This window comes from Nonomuraea sp. NPDC049152, assembly GCF_040648355.1.
In the GTDB taxonomy this organism is placed as follows: Bacteria; Actinomycetota; Actinomycetes; order Streptosporangiales; family Streptosporangiaceae; genus Nonomuraea.
In genome coordinates, this window is sequence record NZ_JBEZDO010000019.1 from 163,580 (window position 1) to 177,563 (window position 13,984).

A 13,984-nucleotide genomic window follows, 5' to 3' on the forward strand; every position below is an offset into this window, starting at 1 on the left:
CGGCTATTCCCCCTCTGTCAACCGTTGTAGACGTGAGGAGCCAGTGTCCCGATGAAGGGAAGGTTGCGGTAGCGCTCGGCGTAGTCGAGGCCGTAGCCGATGACGAACTCGTTGGGAATGTCGAAACCGACGTACTTCACCTCGATCGGCACCTTGATGGCATCGGGCTTGCGCAGTGCCGTGCAGATCTCCAGCGAGGCGGGGTTGCGCGACTTCAGGTTGTCGAGCAGCCAGCTCAGCGTCAGGCCGGAGTCGATGATGTCCTCGACGATCAGCACGTGGCGGTTGGTGATGTCGGTGTCGAGGTCCTTCAGGATCCGCACCACACCCGACGACTTGGTGCCCGCGCCGTACGAGGACACCGCCATCCAGTCGGTCTGCACCGGCAGGTGCAGGGATCTTGCCAGGTCGGCCACCACCATCACCGCGCCCTTGAGCACGCCGACGAGCAGCAGGTCCTTGCCTGAGTAGTCTGCGTCGATCTGAGCCGCCAACTCCTTGATCTTGGCCTGGAGCTCGTCTTCGGAGATGAGGACCTTCTCGAGGTCCTTGCCCATGTCGGCTGCGTCCACCTGGGTGTCCTTACGCTTGGTTCTCGGGCGCGGGGGCGAACACAAGGGTGCCATACCGTCGAACCACACCAACTCCCCCGGGTAGGTCCGCCTTTCCCTGCCCTCTCCAGGCCGTGATCAGCCGTTCCGCGGCCATCACGTGGCCGGCCGACAGCGCTCCCGAGGGCGCGCCCGCGGCGATCGCCGCCCGCCGCAGCACCCGCCGCCTGACGGCGGCGGGAAGGCCTTCGAGCGCCGGTACGGCAAGCGTCACGGCTCCCCCGATATCGCTAAGAGCGCAATCGTCGAAGGCTCTCGCGGCCCATTCGTCAAGGGCGTCGGAGTCGTCCCTCGCCAGATCGGCGGTCCTCGCGAGCGCCCGGGCGACGCCGGGACCGAGCTCCTTCTCCAGCACGGGCAGGACCCGCGTGCGAACCCTCACCCGCGTGTAGCGGGTGTCGGCGTTGTGCGGGTCGTCCCAGAAGTCGAGCCCGAGCGCTTCGCAGGCGTTCTCGGTGGCGTCCCTGCCCAGGTGGAGGAACGGCCTGCGGTAGCGGCCCGCCCGTCGCGCCATCCCCGACAGCGACCTCGGCCCGCTGCCCCTCGCCAGGCCCAGCAGGACGGTTTCGGCCTGGTCGTCACGCGTGTGGGCGAGCAGGACCGCCTCGGCGCCCAACCGGTCGGCCGCCTCGGCCAGCGCGTGGTAGCGGGCGTCGCGGGCGGCGGCTTCGGGGCCGCCTGCCGTGCCGACGTGGACGGTGAGGACCTCGACGGGGTCCAGGCCCCACGCCTTCCCCGTCTCGGCGACCTTGTCGGCCCTGTCCTTCGAACCGTCCTGCAGCTGGTGGTCGACGGTGAGGAGACCGGCGCGGATGTTCGCCCTCGGCGCAACGAAAGCCAGGGCGGCGGCCAGCGCGAGCGAGTCCGCGCCGCCGCTGCACGCCGCCACGACGAGGTCGCCGGGGCTGAGGTCGGCCAGCGCCTCCCTGACGGCTCGCCGTACGTCCGCGACGGCGGGGTGTGGACCCATGCCCACCATTCTCGCGGCCCCGCCCGCCCACGACCACTCAGGTGAACGGCACCACCGCAGAACGCCGGTGAACCGCCGGCACGCGCCCGTACCACCGGACCTTCACCCGGTCACCTGGATCCCGAAAGACCGGCTCCCCTCGTGAAGGTCCGGGAGGAGAGGTCAGGCCTCAGGCTCAGGGGCCTGCGCCGGGATGGCGGGCGGGCCCTGCGGGACGACGCGCGCGATCCACCGGTCGGGCTGCGCGATCTCGTCCGACATCGGCAGCGTGTCAGGCGAGGTCCAGATGCGGTTGAACCCGTCCATCCCCACCTGGCCGACCACGTGACGGACGAACGCCGACCCCTCGGCGTACTGCTTCATCTTCATCTCGAGACCCAGCAGCTTGCGCACCGTGCGGTCGAGGCGGGAGGTCCCCTCGCGGCGCTGGCTGAACTTCGCCCTGATGTCGGCCACGGACGGCACCACGGCAGGGCCGACCGCGTCCATCACGAAGTCGCCGTGCCCCTCCAGCAGCGTCATCACCGCGGTGAGCCGGTCGAGGATCTCCTTCTGCTCCGGCGTCTGGATCACGTCGATGAGGTTGCCGTCGCCGGTGCCGCGCACCACGTCGGCCACGGTGTCGGCGGCGGCGCGCAGCCGTTCGAGCAGGGTGGTCAGGTCGAGGTCGGAGGCGAGCAGGAACTCGGTCATCTGCGACCTGACGTACTCGCGCAGCCACGGCACCCCGGTGAACTGCACCCTGTGGGTCTCCTCGTGCAGGCAGACCCACAGGCGGAAGTCACGCGGGTGGACGCCCATCTCGCGCTCGGCGTTGACGATGTTCGGCGCGACGAGGGTGAGGCGCCCGATCGGCTCGACTCCCGTCGGGTCCGGCGGGAGGAACAGCTCGTACTGCCCGAGCACGCGCGAGGCGAGGAACGCGAGCACGGCGCCCACCTCGACGCCGGTGATACGGGAGCCCACGGCGCTGACGATGGCGGGCGGCGGGTTGTCGCGGTTGGCCATCCGCTCGGTGAGCGGTTCGAGCACGACGCGGAACCCCTCGACGTTGGCCCTGATCCAGCCGGGCCTGTCGACGATGGTGGCGGGCTGCGGCGGAGTGGCCGCATCTATCTTGGTGAACTCGCGGACGTGGCCCTCCGCCTCTCGCGAGAGCGTGCGCAGTTCGGTGACGGCATGGCGGGCCTCCTCACGACTCACCTGTGGTCCGGGGCGCACGAGGCGCGTTCCGGTGGAGACGGCCAGATCCCAGTCGATCACCTGCATACCGTCCACCGTACGTGCTTCGCTCGTCGGCTGCGAAGAACTGACCCGTCGTCCTGTGCCGAGCGGGCCCCTGGCCGAAGTCGACGGCGGCTCACCTGCGGATTTCCGGGCGAGGACCGCGCGCGACGGGGCTCCGGCGGGCCGGGGTTCGCCGGTCAGGAACGGGCGACGATGGCGGCGAGGCGGTCGAGGATGGGTTCGGCGGTGTAGGGGACCTTGTCGGCCATGAACGCGAACGTGACCAGCCGCCCCGTGCGGGTGGTGGCGAAGCCCGCGAGCGTGTTGACGTTGTTGAGGGTGCCGGTCTTGCCGCGGACCAGGCCGACCTCCGTCTTGCTGTACGCGTCGGTGAAGCGGTGGCCGAGCGTGCCGGTGAACCCCGCGACCGGCATGCCGGACAGAAGGGGCCGCAGCGCCTCGTCCTTGGTCGCGATGGCCAGCAGGCGGGCCAGGGCGTCGGCGCTGATCCTGTTCCTGATGGACAGCCCCGACCCGTCGGTGACGACGACGCCCTTGTCGCCGCCCAACCGCTTGAGCACCGACAGGACCGCGCGGGAGGCCCCCTCGAAGGAGGCGGGCTGGCCCTCCTTGATGGCCACGTGCCTGGCCAGCGCCTCGGCGAGGTCGTTGTCGCTGCGCGTCAGCGTGCGTTCGACGAGCGCGTAGACGGGCGCGGACTCGACCGTGGCGAGCGCGTCCGCGCCGGGGGTCGCCTTCGCGGGGCGGATCGACTTGCCGACGCCGATGCCGTACTTGCCGAGGGTTCTCGCGAACGCGGAGGCCGCGGAGGCGGCCGGGTCGGCGGCGCGAGGGCTGGAGGAGGACGGGTTCTGACGGCCCTCGTCGATCTCCAGCGCGTGGACGGGAGCGACCTCGCCCTCGGGGATGTAGTTGGGCTTCCAGCCGGGCGCCGAGGAGCCGCCGGTGAAGAGGGAGGCGTCGTAGGACAGCGTGACCTTGGTGACGCCCGAGGCCTTGAGCGCGGCGGCGGTGCGGGAGGCGAGCTGGACCAGCGACGCCTGCTTGGGATAGGCGCCCGGCTTGGCGGAAGGGCCCGCGAGCGTCGGGTCGCCGCCGCCGACGAGGACGATCGAGTCGCGCTTCGCGCCCTGGACGACGGAGGTCTTCAGGCGGGCGTCGGGACCGAGGGAGGCGAGCGCCGCGACACAGGTCACCACCTTGGTGGTGGAAGCGGGGGTGATGCCGGTGGCCGCGTTCGAGGCGAAGATCTGCTGACCGGTCGCGGCGTCGATGACGACCGCGCCGACCCTGTCGCCGAGCGCTTCGTCACCCAGGGCGTCGGTGAGCCGCGCGGCCAAAGTACCCTTGGTGGGGAGAGGTCCGTCTCCACCTGTGGCCAGCACTGGCCCCGAGGTGACCACAGGGACGGGCGAAGGCTCAGCACGCTCGGTCGGAAGTGGCTCAGGCCTCGTCAGCGCGCCCAGGCTGAAGTCGTTCGTCATCGCATAAGCGCCGATGACGATCGTCACCGCCTGGAGCATGGCGAGTGTGGTCAACGCCACCCATCGCTCGCGCCGCACCACGTCGCCGACCTCTCTCTCAGTTCGCCTACGAGACATTAACGCCCAACCGGGGTTGCCCGGGGGGCTCGAGCGGAGGAACCGCGGTGGAGTTCGACGTTGTCGTTGAAATTCCGAAGGGACAACGGAACAAGTACGAAGTGGACCACGAGACCGGAAAGATCAGGCTTGACCGGCTCCTGTTCACCTCCACGCAGTACCCCGCCGACTACGGCTTCATCGAGCACACCCTCGGTGAGGACGGCGACCCGCTCGACGCACTGGTGCTGTTGCAGGAGCCGACCTTTCCCGGCTGCTACATCACCTGCCGCGCGGTCGGCATGTTCCGCATGACCGACGAGAAGGGCGGCGACGACAAGGTCCTGTGCGTGCCCGCCACCGACCCGCGGATGGAGCACATCCGTGACATCCACCACGTGGCCGAGTTCGACCGGCTGGAGATCCAGCACTTCTTCGAGGTGTACAAGGACCTCGAGCCCGGCAAGTCGGTCGAAGGCGCCAACTGGGTGGGTCGCGTCGAGGCCGAGGCCGAGATCGTGCGCTCGTTCCAGCGGGCCAAGGACCAGGGCTACACCGCTCACTGATCGTTCTCCCGTGGGACGCGGGGTTTCGTGACGACTCGCGTCTCACGGAACCTCCCGTCACGCGGGCCCCTCCGTCCGCGCAGGCCGTGCGCGGCTCCCTGTTCACCATGAGCGGGCTAGCGGGGACGGGTCGCGCCGACCAGGTCCCTGCGCCACATGGAGGCGACGCGGACCACGTCTCCCGTCTGCGGAGCGTGCACCATCATCCCGTCCCCGATGAAGAGCCCCACGTGGTGGATGTCGCCGGGATTGCTCGTGGCCCTGCCGTAGAACAGCAGGTCACCCCGCTTCAGCTGGTTCAGAGGGATGTGCGGCCCCGAGGTCCACTGGGTGCCGGTCCAGTGGTCTATCCGAACCCCGACCTTCTCCCACGCCCGCATCGTGAGCCCCGAGCAGTCGTAGCTCGCCGGCCCGTCCGCCGCCCACGCGTACGGCTTGCCGAGCTGCGAGAGCGCCCAGTTGGCCGCGATGTCCCCTGCCGACTCGCTTGAAGTCATCCACCTGGCCGCCACTCCGCCGGTGCCTGCCCGACCCAGCCTGGCCTGCTCCAGCGCCGCCGCCCGTTGCCTGTCCAGCCGTTCGGCCTGGGTGCGCGCCGCGTCGGCGCGTTCCTCCAGCTCCGCCTTCTCAGCCTTGATCAGCTCGGCCTCTCGCTGCTGCCTGGCCACCGCCGCCTCGGCCGCTGCCTTGGCCTGCTCGGCCTGCGCCGCGGCCTGTTGCTGTTCGGTGTAGGCGTCGGCGGCCTGCGCGCGCAGCACGGCAGCCACCTGTTGGGTGTCGCGCACCTGTTTCAGCTTCTCGCTCTGCTCGTGGCCGATGGATTCGAGCATGGCCGCCCTGTGCAGGTAGCCCTCGAATCCCCCGCCGCCGCTGAACAGGCTGACCATGGGATTGCTGAGATCCATGCCGCCGTAGGACTGGGCCGCAAGCATCGAGACGGCCGCCTTGGTCTCGTTCACCTTGGCCTCGGCGGCCTTCAGGCGTTCCATGGCGATGGCGTGACGCTGCTGCGCCTCCGCCAGCCGTACGAGCTGGCCGTTGTACGCCTCCACCAGCCGTCCCGCCTCGGCGTTCAGTTCGTCCAGGCGGGTGTTGGCGGCGGCCAGCCGTACGCTGGCGTCGCCGAGGGCCTTGGCCCTCGCCTGCACGGTGGCGCGCGCCCTCGCGACCTCCCCCGCGGATGGCGCGGGTTCGGCGGCGGCCGGCGGGCACATCGTCACCACCAAGTAGCAGGCGATCGTCAGCCGGGTCTTGACGGTGTGCATAAGGTTCCCCCTTGCGCATGCGTCGTCACTCTATGCACACAATTCCCAGTGGTAACACTCCGCACACATGAAACTCACGTAACGTAATCATCGCAGGCGAAACAGGCGTTCCATCCACGGCCGAAGTCCTGTTGGGGCAGGTATCGCACCCCTCGGATAGGCGAAAACGGGAGCCTCGCTCCCATACGCAGCGTGAAGTTCGGCGGCCTTGCACCAGTCGGCGGTGACGCGGGCGGCGGCCCACGCCGCGGCGATCGCGGGCCGCGCGTCGGGGTGGCGGTCGTAGGTCTGGTAGAGGGTCATCGTGGCGTGGGCGGCCTGGTGGCCGACGCGGGGATAGGCCGCTCCCGCGAGGTAGGGGGCGGTGACCCTGCCGCCGTAGGTGGTGCCGAGCACCCAGGTCCAGTCGGCGACGACGAGCGCGAGGACGGGGTCGGGGACGAGGGCGGCGGCGCCGTACATGCGCTCCTGGCGGGGACCCGTCAGCCTGCGCCTGGTCCACAGCCAGTCGAGGTCGGCGGGCTGATCGCCGAGGGCCAGCCACGAGAGCGTGGCCAGCGAGCGCGCGGTGAGCAGGCGGGACAGGTCGAGCACGTCCCGCAGCATGCGGGGGCCAGGGTCGAGCCAGGTCGGCCAGTCGATCTCATGGACGCGGGGCACCAGGTCGGCCAGTTCCCCTGGGACGGGGAGAGGGCAGACCCGGTGCCCCTTGACGGTGAAGCGCTCCACCGGGCTTACGCGTTCTCCTGCGTGGACGACTCGTTGAGGACCTGGGGCTCCCCTGCGGCCGTGACGACGGGCGCGCTACCACCGCCGGACCCGTCCGAGCCGCCGGACCCGCCCTGGCCCGCGGAGCCGCCGGAGCCGGAGCCTGAGCCGCCCGATCCTCCGGAGGCCCCCGAGGCCGAGCCGGAGCCGCCCGAGCTCTGCTGCGGGTCCTTCGTCGCCGGTGGGTCGCTCGGTGCGGGCGTCGGTGTGGGGTCGGGGTTGGGGGGCTCCGTCGGCACCCGCGGGGCCGTCGGCCCCGTTGTGGGCGTCACGATCGGCGGGGGCGGAGGTGTCGGCGTCGGGGTGGAGGGAGGCGTCGGCCGGGGGGTCGGCGTTCTCGAGGGGCACGGTGTCCTGGTCGGCCTGCCGTGGTGGTCACGCGGCGGGTACGGCGAAGGCGACTCCCCCGGCGACAGCGTCGGCGGCGGCTCGCCCGGCCCCGTCGGCCGGGGCCCTGTCGGCGCTGGCCCCGGCCCGGTGCGGGTCGGCCAGGGCACGGGGTTGTCGCGGGGCGGCGCGGGCACGGGGTCCGGTGTCGTCACGGTCATCGGCGCCGTCGACCGGTACGCCCCGATCGGGTAGGTCGCCGAGCTGTCGAGGATGGGCTCCACCATGATCGGCGTCTCCTGCGGCTCGGGCATCCACGGCAGCCTGATCCCCGGCGGCTGACCGGTCGCGGGAAACGCCCCCGAGGCGATGCCCGTGATCCCGTCGCCCTCCTTGCCGAAGTAGCTGAAGATCATCCCGATGGCGGCGACGGTGGCGACCGCCGCGAGCGCACCCGCCAGCGCCTGCGACCAGCGGCGCCCCCTCCCCTCTCCGGTCTGGGGAAATCCGGCCGCGTCCAGCGCCGCCGACCTGCGCGCCACATAGCTCCTGTACGGCAGCAGCTCAGGGTCGACGAAGCAGCTCATCACCCTGACCCTGAGCGTCTCCGGCAGCACCACGGTCGGCAACAGCTCGAAGACCTTCGCGATCGCGACCTGCCTGGACCTGTGCGGCGCGCAGATCTCGCACCTGCCCAGGTGGAGGACCACCTGCTCACGCATCTCCGCGGTCAGCTCGCCGGAGAAGCCGGTGAGGATGGCGGCCCGCTGGGCGCAGTCGTAGAGCTCCTTCCGCGCGAGGACCTCGGCGGTGATCGCGTCGCCGAGCCTTTCGCGCGCACTCTCGTGGGCGACCTCGATCTGGCGCGGCGTGACCCCGAGAACCGCCGCCACATCGGAGGTGGACAGACCGTGCCTGGCGGTCAGTTCGAGCAGTTCGGTCTCTGCCGCCGTCAGGCTGCGGACGGCGTTCCACGCCATGAAGCGCAGGTCGGCGTCGGCGGGGTCGGCGACGGGAGGAACCGCGACCAGCGTCTCGGTCACGTCCTCGACCGCGGCGGTGCGTCGTCGCAGGCATTCCTGCCTGGCCAGCGCGTAGAGCCAGCCGCGCAGCCTGTCGGGCTCGGCCAGCGCGCCGACGTGGGCGTCGGCGGCGATCAGGGTGTCGCGCAGGGCGACCTGGGCGCTGTCGGGACTGTTGAGGAGGGTCCAGCAATATCGGTAGATGCTCTCGGCATGCGAGTCGTAGAGCGCTGCGAGGGCACCTGGGTCGCGGGCGCGGAGAGCCTCGACCAGGACACGGTCGTTCATCTGTTGTGTGGCGCGAAGCCCATGACGTCAGGGCAGGGGGAAGCGCCACCCTCCTTTCGACGCTCTTGCGGCAGGTGTGGTTTCCCGGCGGGCCTGCCGTACAGGCCCTGGTGCGGCGCCACGGACGCGCACACGTGACCGGCCTCCCTTCAGCCAGAGGGACCGCGAAGGCAAGTTGCCGACGTGACCGAAGGTAATGGATTGGTAACTTGTAGTTCTACCCTTTCATTCGTGTCCGCAAAGAAAACCCTTCCCGCATGACCGATTTATCGGCTTATCGGCGAGCGGACCACGAAAGAAAACCAATCCGGAAATTTCCTGAGCGAAGGCGCAAAAATATGGCCCGCGGAAAACCGCGGGCCATCGTCGTGAGGTCAGTCACGGAGTCTTCACGGCTTGCTCCCGCCCGGCAGCACCTGGCGACCCCTGTCCTTCGCGAACGGCGCGGTGGTCGGCTTGACCGTGTGCACGGGCACCGCCCCGCCCAGCGCCAGCTCCTCGTAAGGCCGCCCGGTCGAACCCCAGGTCCTGGCCACCACCTCCGTCTTCGCCACCTGGGCCGAGGTCGGCAGCCCCTCGACGGTCAGGATGAAGCGCGGATTCTTGCCCTGCTTCACGTCATCGACGAACGTGCTCGCGCCGCCCAACAGCTTGCCCGCCTTGTCGCGCAGCAGCGCGCTGACGACGAGGCTGCTCGCGGGCAGCACGTACGGATTGCCGACCTCACCGGTGATCAGGTACGTGCCGTCCTTCTGCTTGAAGGTCTGCACCCTGGTCACGGGGAACTTGCGCAGTGACGACGGAACACGCGCCACCTGCCGCCACTGCGTCGAGCGGTACTGGATCGTCACGTTCACCGGCTTGGCCGAGGCCAGCGCCTGCCCGGTGAACGCCAGCGTCCCCGCGGGCGGCACCGCGTCGAGCGGCTGGTCCATGTGGACCACCTCGGCCCCCTTGGCGTCGCGCCCGACGACGGTCGCGACGACGTGCTCGCCGAAGTGCCACGGGTTGCTGTTGGACAGTACGCCCGCCCAGTTCACGACGTACCCGTCGGCACTCTTGGCGACCGTCGAAGCCTGCTCCTTGAGAACGAGCGGCTTCATCTGGACGGGCGGCTTCTCCGCCGCGGAGCAACCCGTCACGAGGACCAGGGCAAGGGCGGCGATGGTACGGATACGCGGGATCACTGTGCCGTGATAACCGGTTTCATGGGTACGGCAAGCGCGGACACGCGCCTGCCGTACCAACTCTTTAATGTGCCCGCACTAGCGCCCTATAACGTCAGCGCTGACGGACCACGCGAGTTTCGTCCCATACCGGCTCGGGCGATTCGTACACATTTCCATCGGAGCCGAACACCAGAAACCTATCGAAATCATCGGCGAACCAGCGGTCGTGCGTGACCGCGACCACGGTGCCGTCGAAAGCGTTCAGCCCGTCCTGGAGCGCCTCGGCGCTGGCCAGGTCGAGGTTGTCGGTCGGCTCGTCGAGCAGCAGCAGCGTCGCGCCCGACAGTTCGAGCAGCAGGATTTGCAACCGCGCCTGCTGCCCTCCCGACAGCGTCTCGAAGCGCTGGTCGGCGATGAGCCCGGCGAGCTCGTAGCGGGCCAGGATCTTCATGGCCTCGTTCTTGAGCCTGGCGTGCTCCGTCATGACGATCTCGCACGGCGTGCGGCCGTGCAGCTCGGGGCGGGCGTGCGTCTGCGCGAAGTGACCGGGGACGACGCGCGCGCCGAGCCTGGCCACGCCCGTGTGCCTGACCTTGTCCTCGGCGAGCAGGCGGAGGAAATGCGACTTTCCCGATCCGTTCGAGCCGAGGACGGCGACGCGCTCGCCGTACCAGACCTCCAGGTCGAACGGCTTCATCAGCCCGGTCAGCTCCAGGCTCTCGCAGATCACCGCGCGCTTGCCCGTGCGGCCACCGCGCAGGCGCATGTTGATCTTCTGGTCGCCCGGCGCCGACTCGGGCGGCCCCGCCTCCTCGAACCTGCGCAGCCGCGTCTGCGCCGCGTGGTAGGCGGGCGCCATGCCGTCGTTGTACCTGGCCTTGTTCTTGAGCATGTTGACCAGGGCCTTGAGCTTGGCGTGCTCTTCGTCCCACCGCTTGCGCAGCTCGTCGAGGCGCTCGTTGCGGGCTCTGCGAGCCTCGGCGTAGGTGCCGAACCCGCCACCATGGATCCAGATGTTTCCTGACTCGACGGTGACGATGCGGTCGGCGGAGTTCGCCAGCAGCCGCCGGTCGTGGCTGACCAGCACCACGGTCTTGGGCGTCTCCTTGAGCTGCTGCTCCAGCCAGATCTTGCCGGGCACGTCGAGGTAGTTGTCCGGCTCGTCCAGCAGCAGCGTCTGGTCGGGCCCGCGCAGCAGCGCCTCCAGGACCAGCCGCTTCTGCTCGCCGCCCGACAGCGTGGACGTCTCCCGATACTTCACCCTGTCGTACGGCACGCCGAGCGCCGCGATCGTGCAGGTGTCCCAGAGCACCTCGATCTCGTAGCCCCCGGCGTCGGTGTAGTCCGTGATCGCCTGGGCGTAGCGCATCTGGGTCTTCTCGTCGTCGCGCTCCATCATCGCCAGCTCGGCCTTGTCGAGCTTGTCCGCCGCCTGCCGTACCGCGGGAGGGGCGACGCTGAGCAGCAGGTCGTGCACCGTGCTGCCGTCGCGGATGCTGCCGATGAACTGGCGCATCACGCCCAGCCCTCCCGAGCCGGCCACGCTGCCCTCGACCGGCTGCAGATCGCCGGCGATCAGGCGCATCAGCGTGGTCTTGCCCGCGCCGTTCGGCCCGACGAGCGCGGCCTTGACGCCCTCGCCGATCCGGAAGGACACGTCGTTGAGCAGCGGCCGCCCGTCGGGCAGGACGTAGGTGAGGTGTCCTACCTCGACGTGTCCCATGGCGATTCCCTCCTGAGGTCCTCGCGCAGGGTATCTGCCGGTTTCAGGGTTCGGCATCCGAATATCCAGCGGGACGGCAGCGCTGCTCGCTACACGACCTCAGAAACCAGGCAGAAGCGTGAGCGCCGGCACGTGTGATGGACGAACCACGGAGAAATCCCTCGTGTCGAGGGTGAGCACGGCTGCGATGTGGAAGCGCTCCGCCACAGCCACGACCGAAGCATCCGCGGCGCCGAGTGGCAGGTTGGGATACCGCTCCACAAGCGTCGCAATCCGCGCCAGGTCTCCCCGGGTCAGATCGATCTGGGTGAACCAGCCCGACTCCAGAGAACGCAGAAAATCTGCTTCTGCCTCTGGCCCGCCAAGCTTGGCGAGCATGTAACACACTTCACCGGCTACGAAGCTCGGCACGAACAGGGGAGAGCGCGCCTTTCTCAGCCGTGCGAACTCGGCGACGCAACGCTCATGATCATTGTCGTCGCCAAAGGCGGCCGCAACAATGGGACCGGTATCGACAACGATCAACGCTCCTGCCCGTACCCCTCGCGAAGGATTTCTTCCGTTGCCCGAGCGGCATCCGTGCGACCCGCCCGGTAGCGACCGAACCACAAGGGAAGATCATTCTCATCGGCTTCCATCTGAGACCGGACCATGCTCAGAACCTGAGCGTGCGCGACCCGCAACTGGTCCGGCGTCAGCTCGTCGACCAGCCGGTGCATGTCTTCATAATCCGGAGCGGCGGTCATGTGTCTGAGTGTACGTGCCGCATGTCCACGGCCAGGAGAAGAACGACCTTATCGATGGCAGGAGTTTCATGAGGGTCATAGCTTGCACGTGGGGTCCTACCTCGACGTGTCCAATGACGATTTCCTCCTGAGTCCTCGCGCAGGCTACAGGGGCGAATCGCGGGTGGGCATCCGATTTTCAGCTCCTGCGATCGACCACACCTCGGAGAAGTTCGGTCTTCACGACTCCCTCGACCGCGTGGCAGAGCTTGGCATCGGTTGTGAGCAACGGAATAGCTCTGTCGAGCGCCAGTTGGGCGAAGATCGCGTCATACATGCGGAGGGTGAGCCGCACCGCCAGAGCGGCGGCTCTCTCGAGCCTGTCTACGTCGACCTTGGTGGACGCGAACCCCGAACTCATCAATGACCCGAACGGCCGCGACGAACTCCTCAGCCGTCAGGCGATCGGCGAGAAGCCCCTTCTTCCCCAAGACGCCCGCGACTTCGATGCGTCCGGGCATCCCGATTTCCGCCGAGTACGGCACAGCCGGTGAGGCGCTTTCGACAAGATCGACGCGACGGTAAGCCGGAGCCTATGTGTCGACCCTGTCACCCAACGTAGCGAACTTGCGAATCTTGCATGATATCTATGAGGGCAACCCCGCCGGCGCTGCTGCCCCTGCTACGATCCAACACTGTTGGCGAGATGCTCGCCTGGCTGTACCTCCATCCGGAGAGCGGATACTCCACGACCGACCTCGCCACGCACGTGGGCGCGTCGCAGTCGACAGTGAGCCGCGAGGCGGATCGGCTCTCCGGCGCCGGGCTGACCGTTGAGAGACGGCATGGCAACCTGCGTCTCATCCGCGCCGACATGGACACCATCGTCGCGAAACCACTCACGGACCTCCTGGCGGTGACGTACGGCCCGGCAGCCGTCCTCCCGCCTCTTCTCGAGGGCCGGCGCCATCAGTGGCGGCACTTACCGGGGCTGTCCGGAGCGGAGTTGGCCGAGCGGGACCAGGGCCGCCGCCACCAGGTACGGCAGCGCCCCCCACGAAAGCCCGCACAGGACCGCGGGCACCAGCAGCACGAGCCCCGAGAGCACGCCGGCCACGCGGCGGCCGGTGAAGTGGCACGCGGCCACCATCACCGGGAGCACGGCGGCCCAGAAGAAGCCCGTCTCGATCAGGATGTTTCGCCAGGTGAGCTCCAGAATGATGCCGTCACCGGGGGCAGCGAGGATGCCACTGGGCGGGATCGCGGGGTAGAGGTTCGCGAGCGGCGGCCACAGCACGGCGAGGTAGGCGACCGCCCAGGCGGCAATGGCCGCGAGTCCGGGCGGCTGGGTGACGAGGGGCCGTCGCCACAGCACCACCAGGGCCGCCAGCGCCGCCGCGTGGCAGGCGATCGTCGGCCAGTTGAGAGCGCCCGATGTCCCCAGGACCGGTGTAAGGATCTCCAGTGCCAGCGCCACGGCGGTCACGGGGGCGCCGAGGGGGCCGAGCCATCGAGGTCGCCCGATCGCCAGGGCCGCGAGGAGGGCGGGCAGCACCCGTTCCAGCCACGACAGCGCTTCCCACGCGATCGACTCCCAGACCGGGGGCTCCGGCATGGGGACGTAGGCGAACCACCCAACCTGCACGACGAGGAACGGCCCGATCAACACGGGGGCGGCGGACAGGAAGATCGCGGCCAGGGCTAACGGCATAAGCCGTTTTA

The 13,984-nt window shown here is 69.3% G+C and carries 15 protein-coding genes; 2 read left to right on the top strand and 13 right to left on the bottom strand.

Translation table 11 applies throughout. From position 1 onward, the window contains the following. Positions 1–17: 17 nt before the first annotated feature. The 4 genes from hpt to dacB all read right to left on the bottom strand — a co-directional run bounded on the left by hpt (position 18) and on the right by dacB (position 4,394). Complete coding sequence (hpt, locus tag AB0B45_RS31000) at positions 18–572, bottom strand: hypoxanthine phosphoribosyltransferase (protein WP_358137743.1); 555 nt, start codon at positions 570–572, stop codon at positions 18–20. Between the two features lie 10 nt (positions 573–582). After that, a complete protein-coding gene (gene tilS / locus AB0B45_RS31005) occupies positions 583–1,581 on the bottom strand; it encodes a tRNA lysidine(34) synthetase TilS (protein ID WP_358137746.1) in 999 nt (332 codons plus the stop codon). Between the two features lie 162 nt (positions 1,582–1,743). Further along, positions 1,744–2,850, bottom strand: coding sequence for a zinc-dependent metalloprotease (locus AB0B45_RS31010; protein WP_358137749.1), 1,107 nt, complete (start codon positions 2,848–2,850; stop codon positions 1,744–1,746). A gap of 155 nt (positions 2,851–3,005) precedes the next feature. After that, the gene (gene dacB, locus AB0B45_RS31015; protein ID WP_358137752.1) at positions 3,006–4,394 is read right to left on the bottom strand and encodes a D-alanyl-D-alanine carboxypeptidase/D-alanyl-D-alanine-endopeptidase; all 1,389 of its coding nucleotides are present in this window, start codon (positions 4,392–4,394) and stop codon (positions 3,006–3,008) included. A gap of 83 nt (positions 4,395–4,477) precedes the next feature. Between dacB and AB0B45_RS31020 the strand changes: the two genes are divergently transcribed. After that, the gene (locus AB0B45_RS31020; RefSeq protein WP_358137755.1) at positions 4,478–4,975 is read left to right on the top strand and encodes an inorganic diphosphatase; all 498 of its coding nucleotides are present in this window, start codon (positions 4,478–4,480) and stop codon (positions 4,973–4,975) included. Positions 4,976–5,091: 116 nt separating this feature from the next. Here AB0B45_RS31020 and AB0B45_RS31025 read toward each other — a convergent pair whose 3' ends face one another. The 8 genes from AB0B45_RS31025 to AB0B45_RS31060 form a co-directional block, all read right to left on the bottom strand. Next, positions 5,092–6,240, bottom strand: coding sequence for an NlpC/P60 family protein (locus tag AB0B45_RS31025; protein ID WP_358137757.1), 1,149 nt, complete (start codon positions 6,238–6,240; stop codon positions 5,092–5,094). An 87-nt stretch (positions 6,241–6,327) separates the two neighbouring features. Beyond that, positions 6,328–6,969, bottom strand: coding sequence for a hypothetical protein (locus tag AB0B45_RS31030; RefSeq protein ID WP_358137760.1), 642 nt, complete (start codon positions 6,967–6,969; stop codon positions 6,328–6,330). A gap of 5 nt (positions 6,970–6,974) precedes the next feature. Further along, entirely contained in the window at positions 6,975–8,645 is a 1,671-nt protein-coding gene (locus tag AB0B45_RS31035; RefSeq protein WP_358137762.1) for a sigma-70 family RNA polymerase sigma factor, read from the bottom strand. Between the two features lie 389 nt (positions 8,646–9,034). Continuing rightward, positions 9,035–9,832 carry a hypothetical protein gene (locus AB0B45_RS31040; RefSeq protein ID WP_358137765.1) on the bottom strand — a complete coding sequence of 266 codons (798 nt, stop codon included), beginning with the start codon at positions 9,830–9,832 and terminating at the stop codon, positions 9,035–9,037. Positions 9,833–9,926: 94 nt separating this feature from the next. Then, positions 9,927–11,537 carry an ATP-binding cassette domain-containing protein gene (locus AB0B45_RS31045; RefSeq protein ID WP_358137767.1) on the bottom strand — a complete coding sequence of 537 codons (1,611 nt, stop codon included), beginning with the start codon at positions 11,535–11,537 and terminating at the stop codon, positions 9,927–9,929. A 99-nt stretch (positions 11,538–11,636) separates the two neighbouring features. Then, positions 11,637–12,062 carry a PIN domain-containing protein gene (locus tag AB0B45_RS31050; protein ID WP_358137770.1) on the bottom strand — a complete coding sequence of 142 codons (426 nt, stop codon included), beginning with the start codon at positions 12,060–12,062 and terminating at the stop codon, positions 11,637–11,639. Further along, positions 12,059–12,283 carry a hypothetical protein gene (locus AB0B45_RS31055; RefSeq protein ID WP_358137773.1) on the bottom strand — a complete coding sequence of 75 codons (225 nt, stop codon included), beginning with the start codon at positions 12,281–12,283 and terminating at the stop codon, positions 12,059–12,061. The genes AB0B45_RS31050 and AB0B45_RS31055 overlap by 4 nt, the downstream gene beginning before the upstream one ends. A gap of 178 nt (positions 12,284–12,461) precedes the next feature. After that, complete coding sequence (locus AB0B45_RS31060) at positions 12,462–12,683, bottom strand: PIN domain-containing protein (RefSeq protein ID WP_358137776.1); 222 nt, start codon at positions 12,681–12,683, stop codon at positions 12,462–12,464. Between AB0B45_RS31060 and AB0B45_RS31065 the strand changes: the two genes are divergently transcribed. Continuing rightward, positions 12,661–12,816, top strand: coding sequence for a hypothetical protein (locus tag AB0B45_RS31065; protein WP_358137857.1), 156 nt, complete (start codon positions 12,661–12,663; stop codon positions 12,814–12,816). The genes AB0B45_RS31060 and AB0B45_RS31065 overlap by 23 nt on opposite strands. 428 nt (positions 12,817–13,244) lie before the next feature. Here AB0B45_RS31065 and AB0B45_RS31070 read toward each other — a convergent pair whose 3' ends face one another. Further along, on the bottom strand, positions 13,245–13,973 hold the full coding sequence (locus AB0B45_RS31070) for a hypothetical protein (protein WP_358137778.1): 729 nt from the start codon (positions 13,971–13,973) through the stop codon (positions 13,245–13,247). Between the last annotated feature and the right edge of the window lie 11 nt (positions 13,974–13,984).

What these genes read in the sequence shown, in the direction of transcription:
- tilS (WP_358137746.1), bottom strand. Translation starts at nt 1,581, where the DNA reads ATGGGTCCACACCCCGCCGTCGCGGACGTACGGCGAGCCGTCAGGGAG.
- AB0B45_RS31010 (WP_358137749.1), bottom strand. Translation starts at nt 2,850, where the DNA reads ATGCAGGTGATCGACTGGGATCTGGCCGTCTCCACCGGAACGCGCCTC.
- AB0B45_RS31025 (WP_358137757.1), bottom strand. Translation starts at nt 6,240, where the DNA reads ATGCACACCGTCAAGACCCGGCTGACGATCGCCTGCTACTTGGTGGTG.
- AB0B45_RS31035 (WP_358137762.1), bottom strand. Translation starts at nt 8,645, where the DNA reads ATGAACGACCGTGTCCTGGTCGAGGCTCTCCGCGCCCGCGACCCAGGT.
- AB0B45_RS31045 (WP_358137767.1), bottom strand. Translation starts at nt 11,537, where the DNA reads ATGGGACACGTCGAGGTAGGACACCTCACCTACGTCCTGCCCGACGGG.
- AB0B45_RS31055 (WP_358137773.1), bottom strand. Translation starts at nt 12,283, where the DNA reads ATGACCGCCGCTCCGGATTATGAAGACATGCACCGGCTGGTCGACGAG.
- AB0B45_RS31060 (WP_358137776.1), bottom strand. Translation starts at nt 12,683, where the DNA reads ATGAGTTCGGGGTTCGCGTCCACCAAGGTCGACGTAGACAGGCTCGAG.
- AB0B45_RS31070 (WP_358137778.1), bottom strand. Translation starts at nt 13,973, where the DNA reads ATGCCGTTAGCCCTGGCCGCGATCTTCCTGTCCGCCGCCCCCGTGTTG.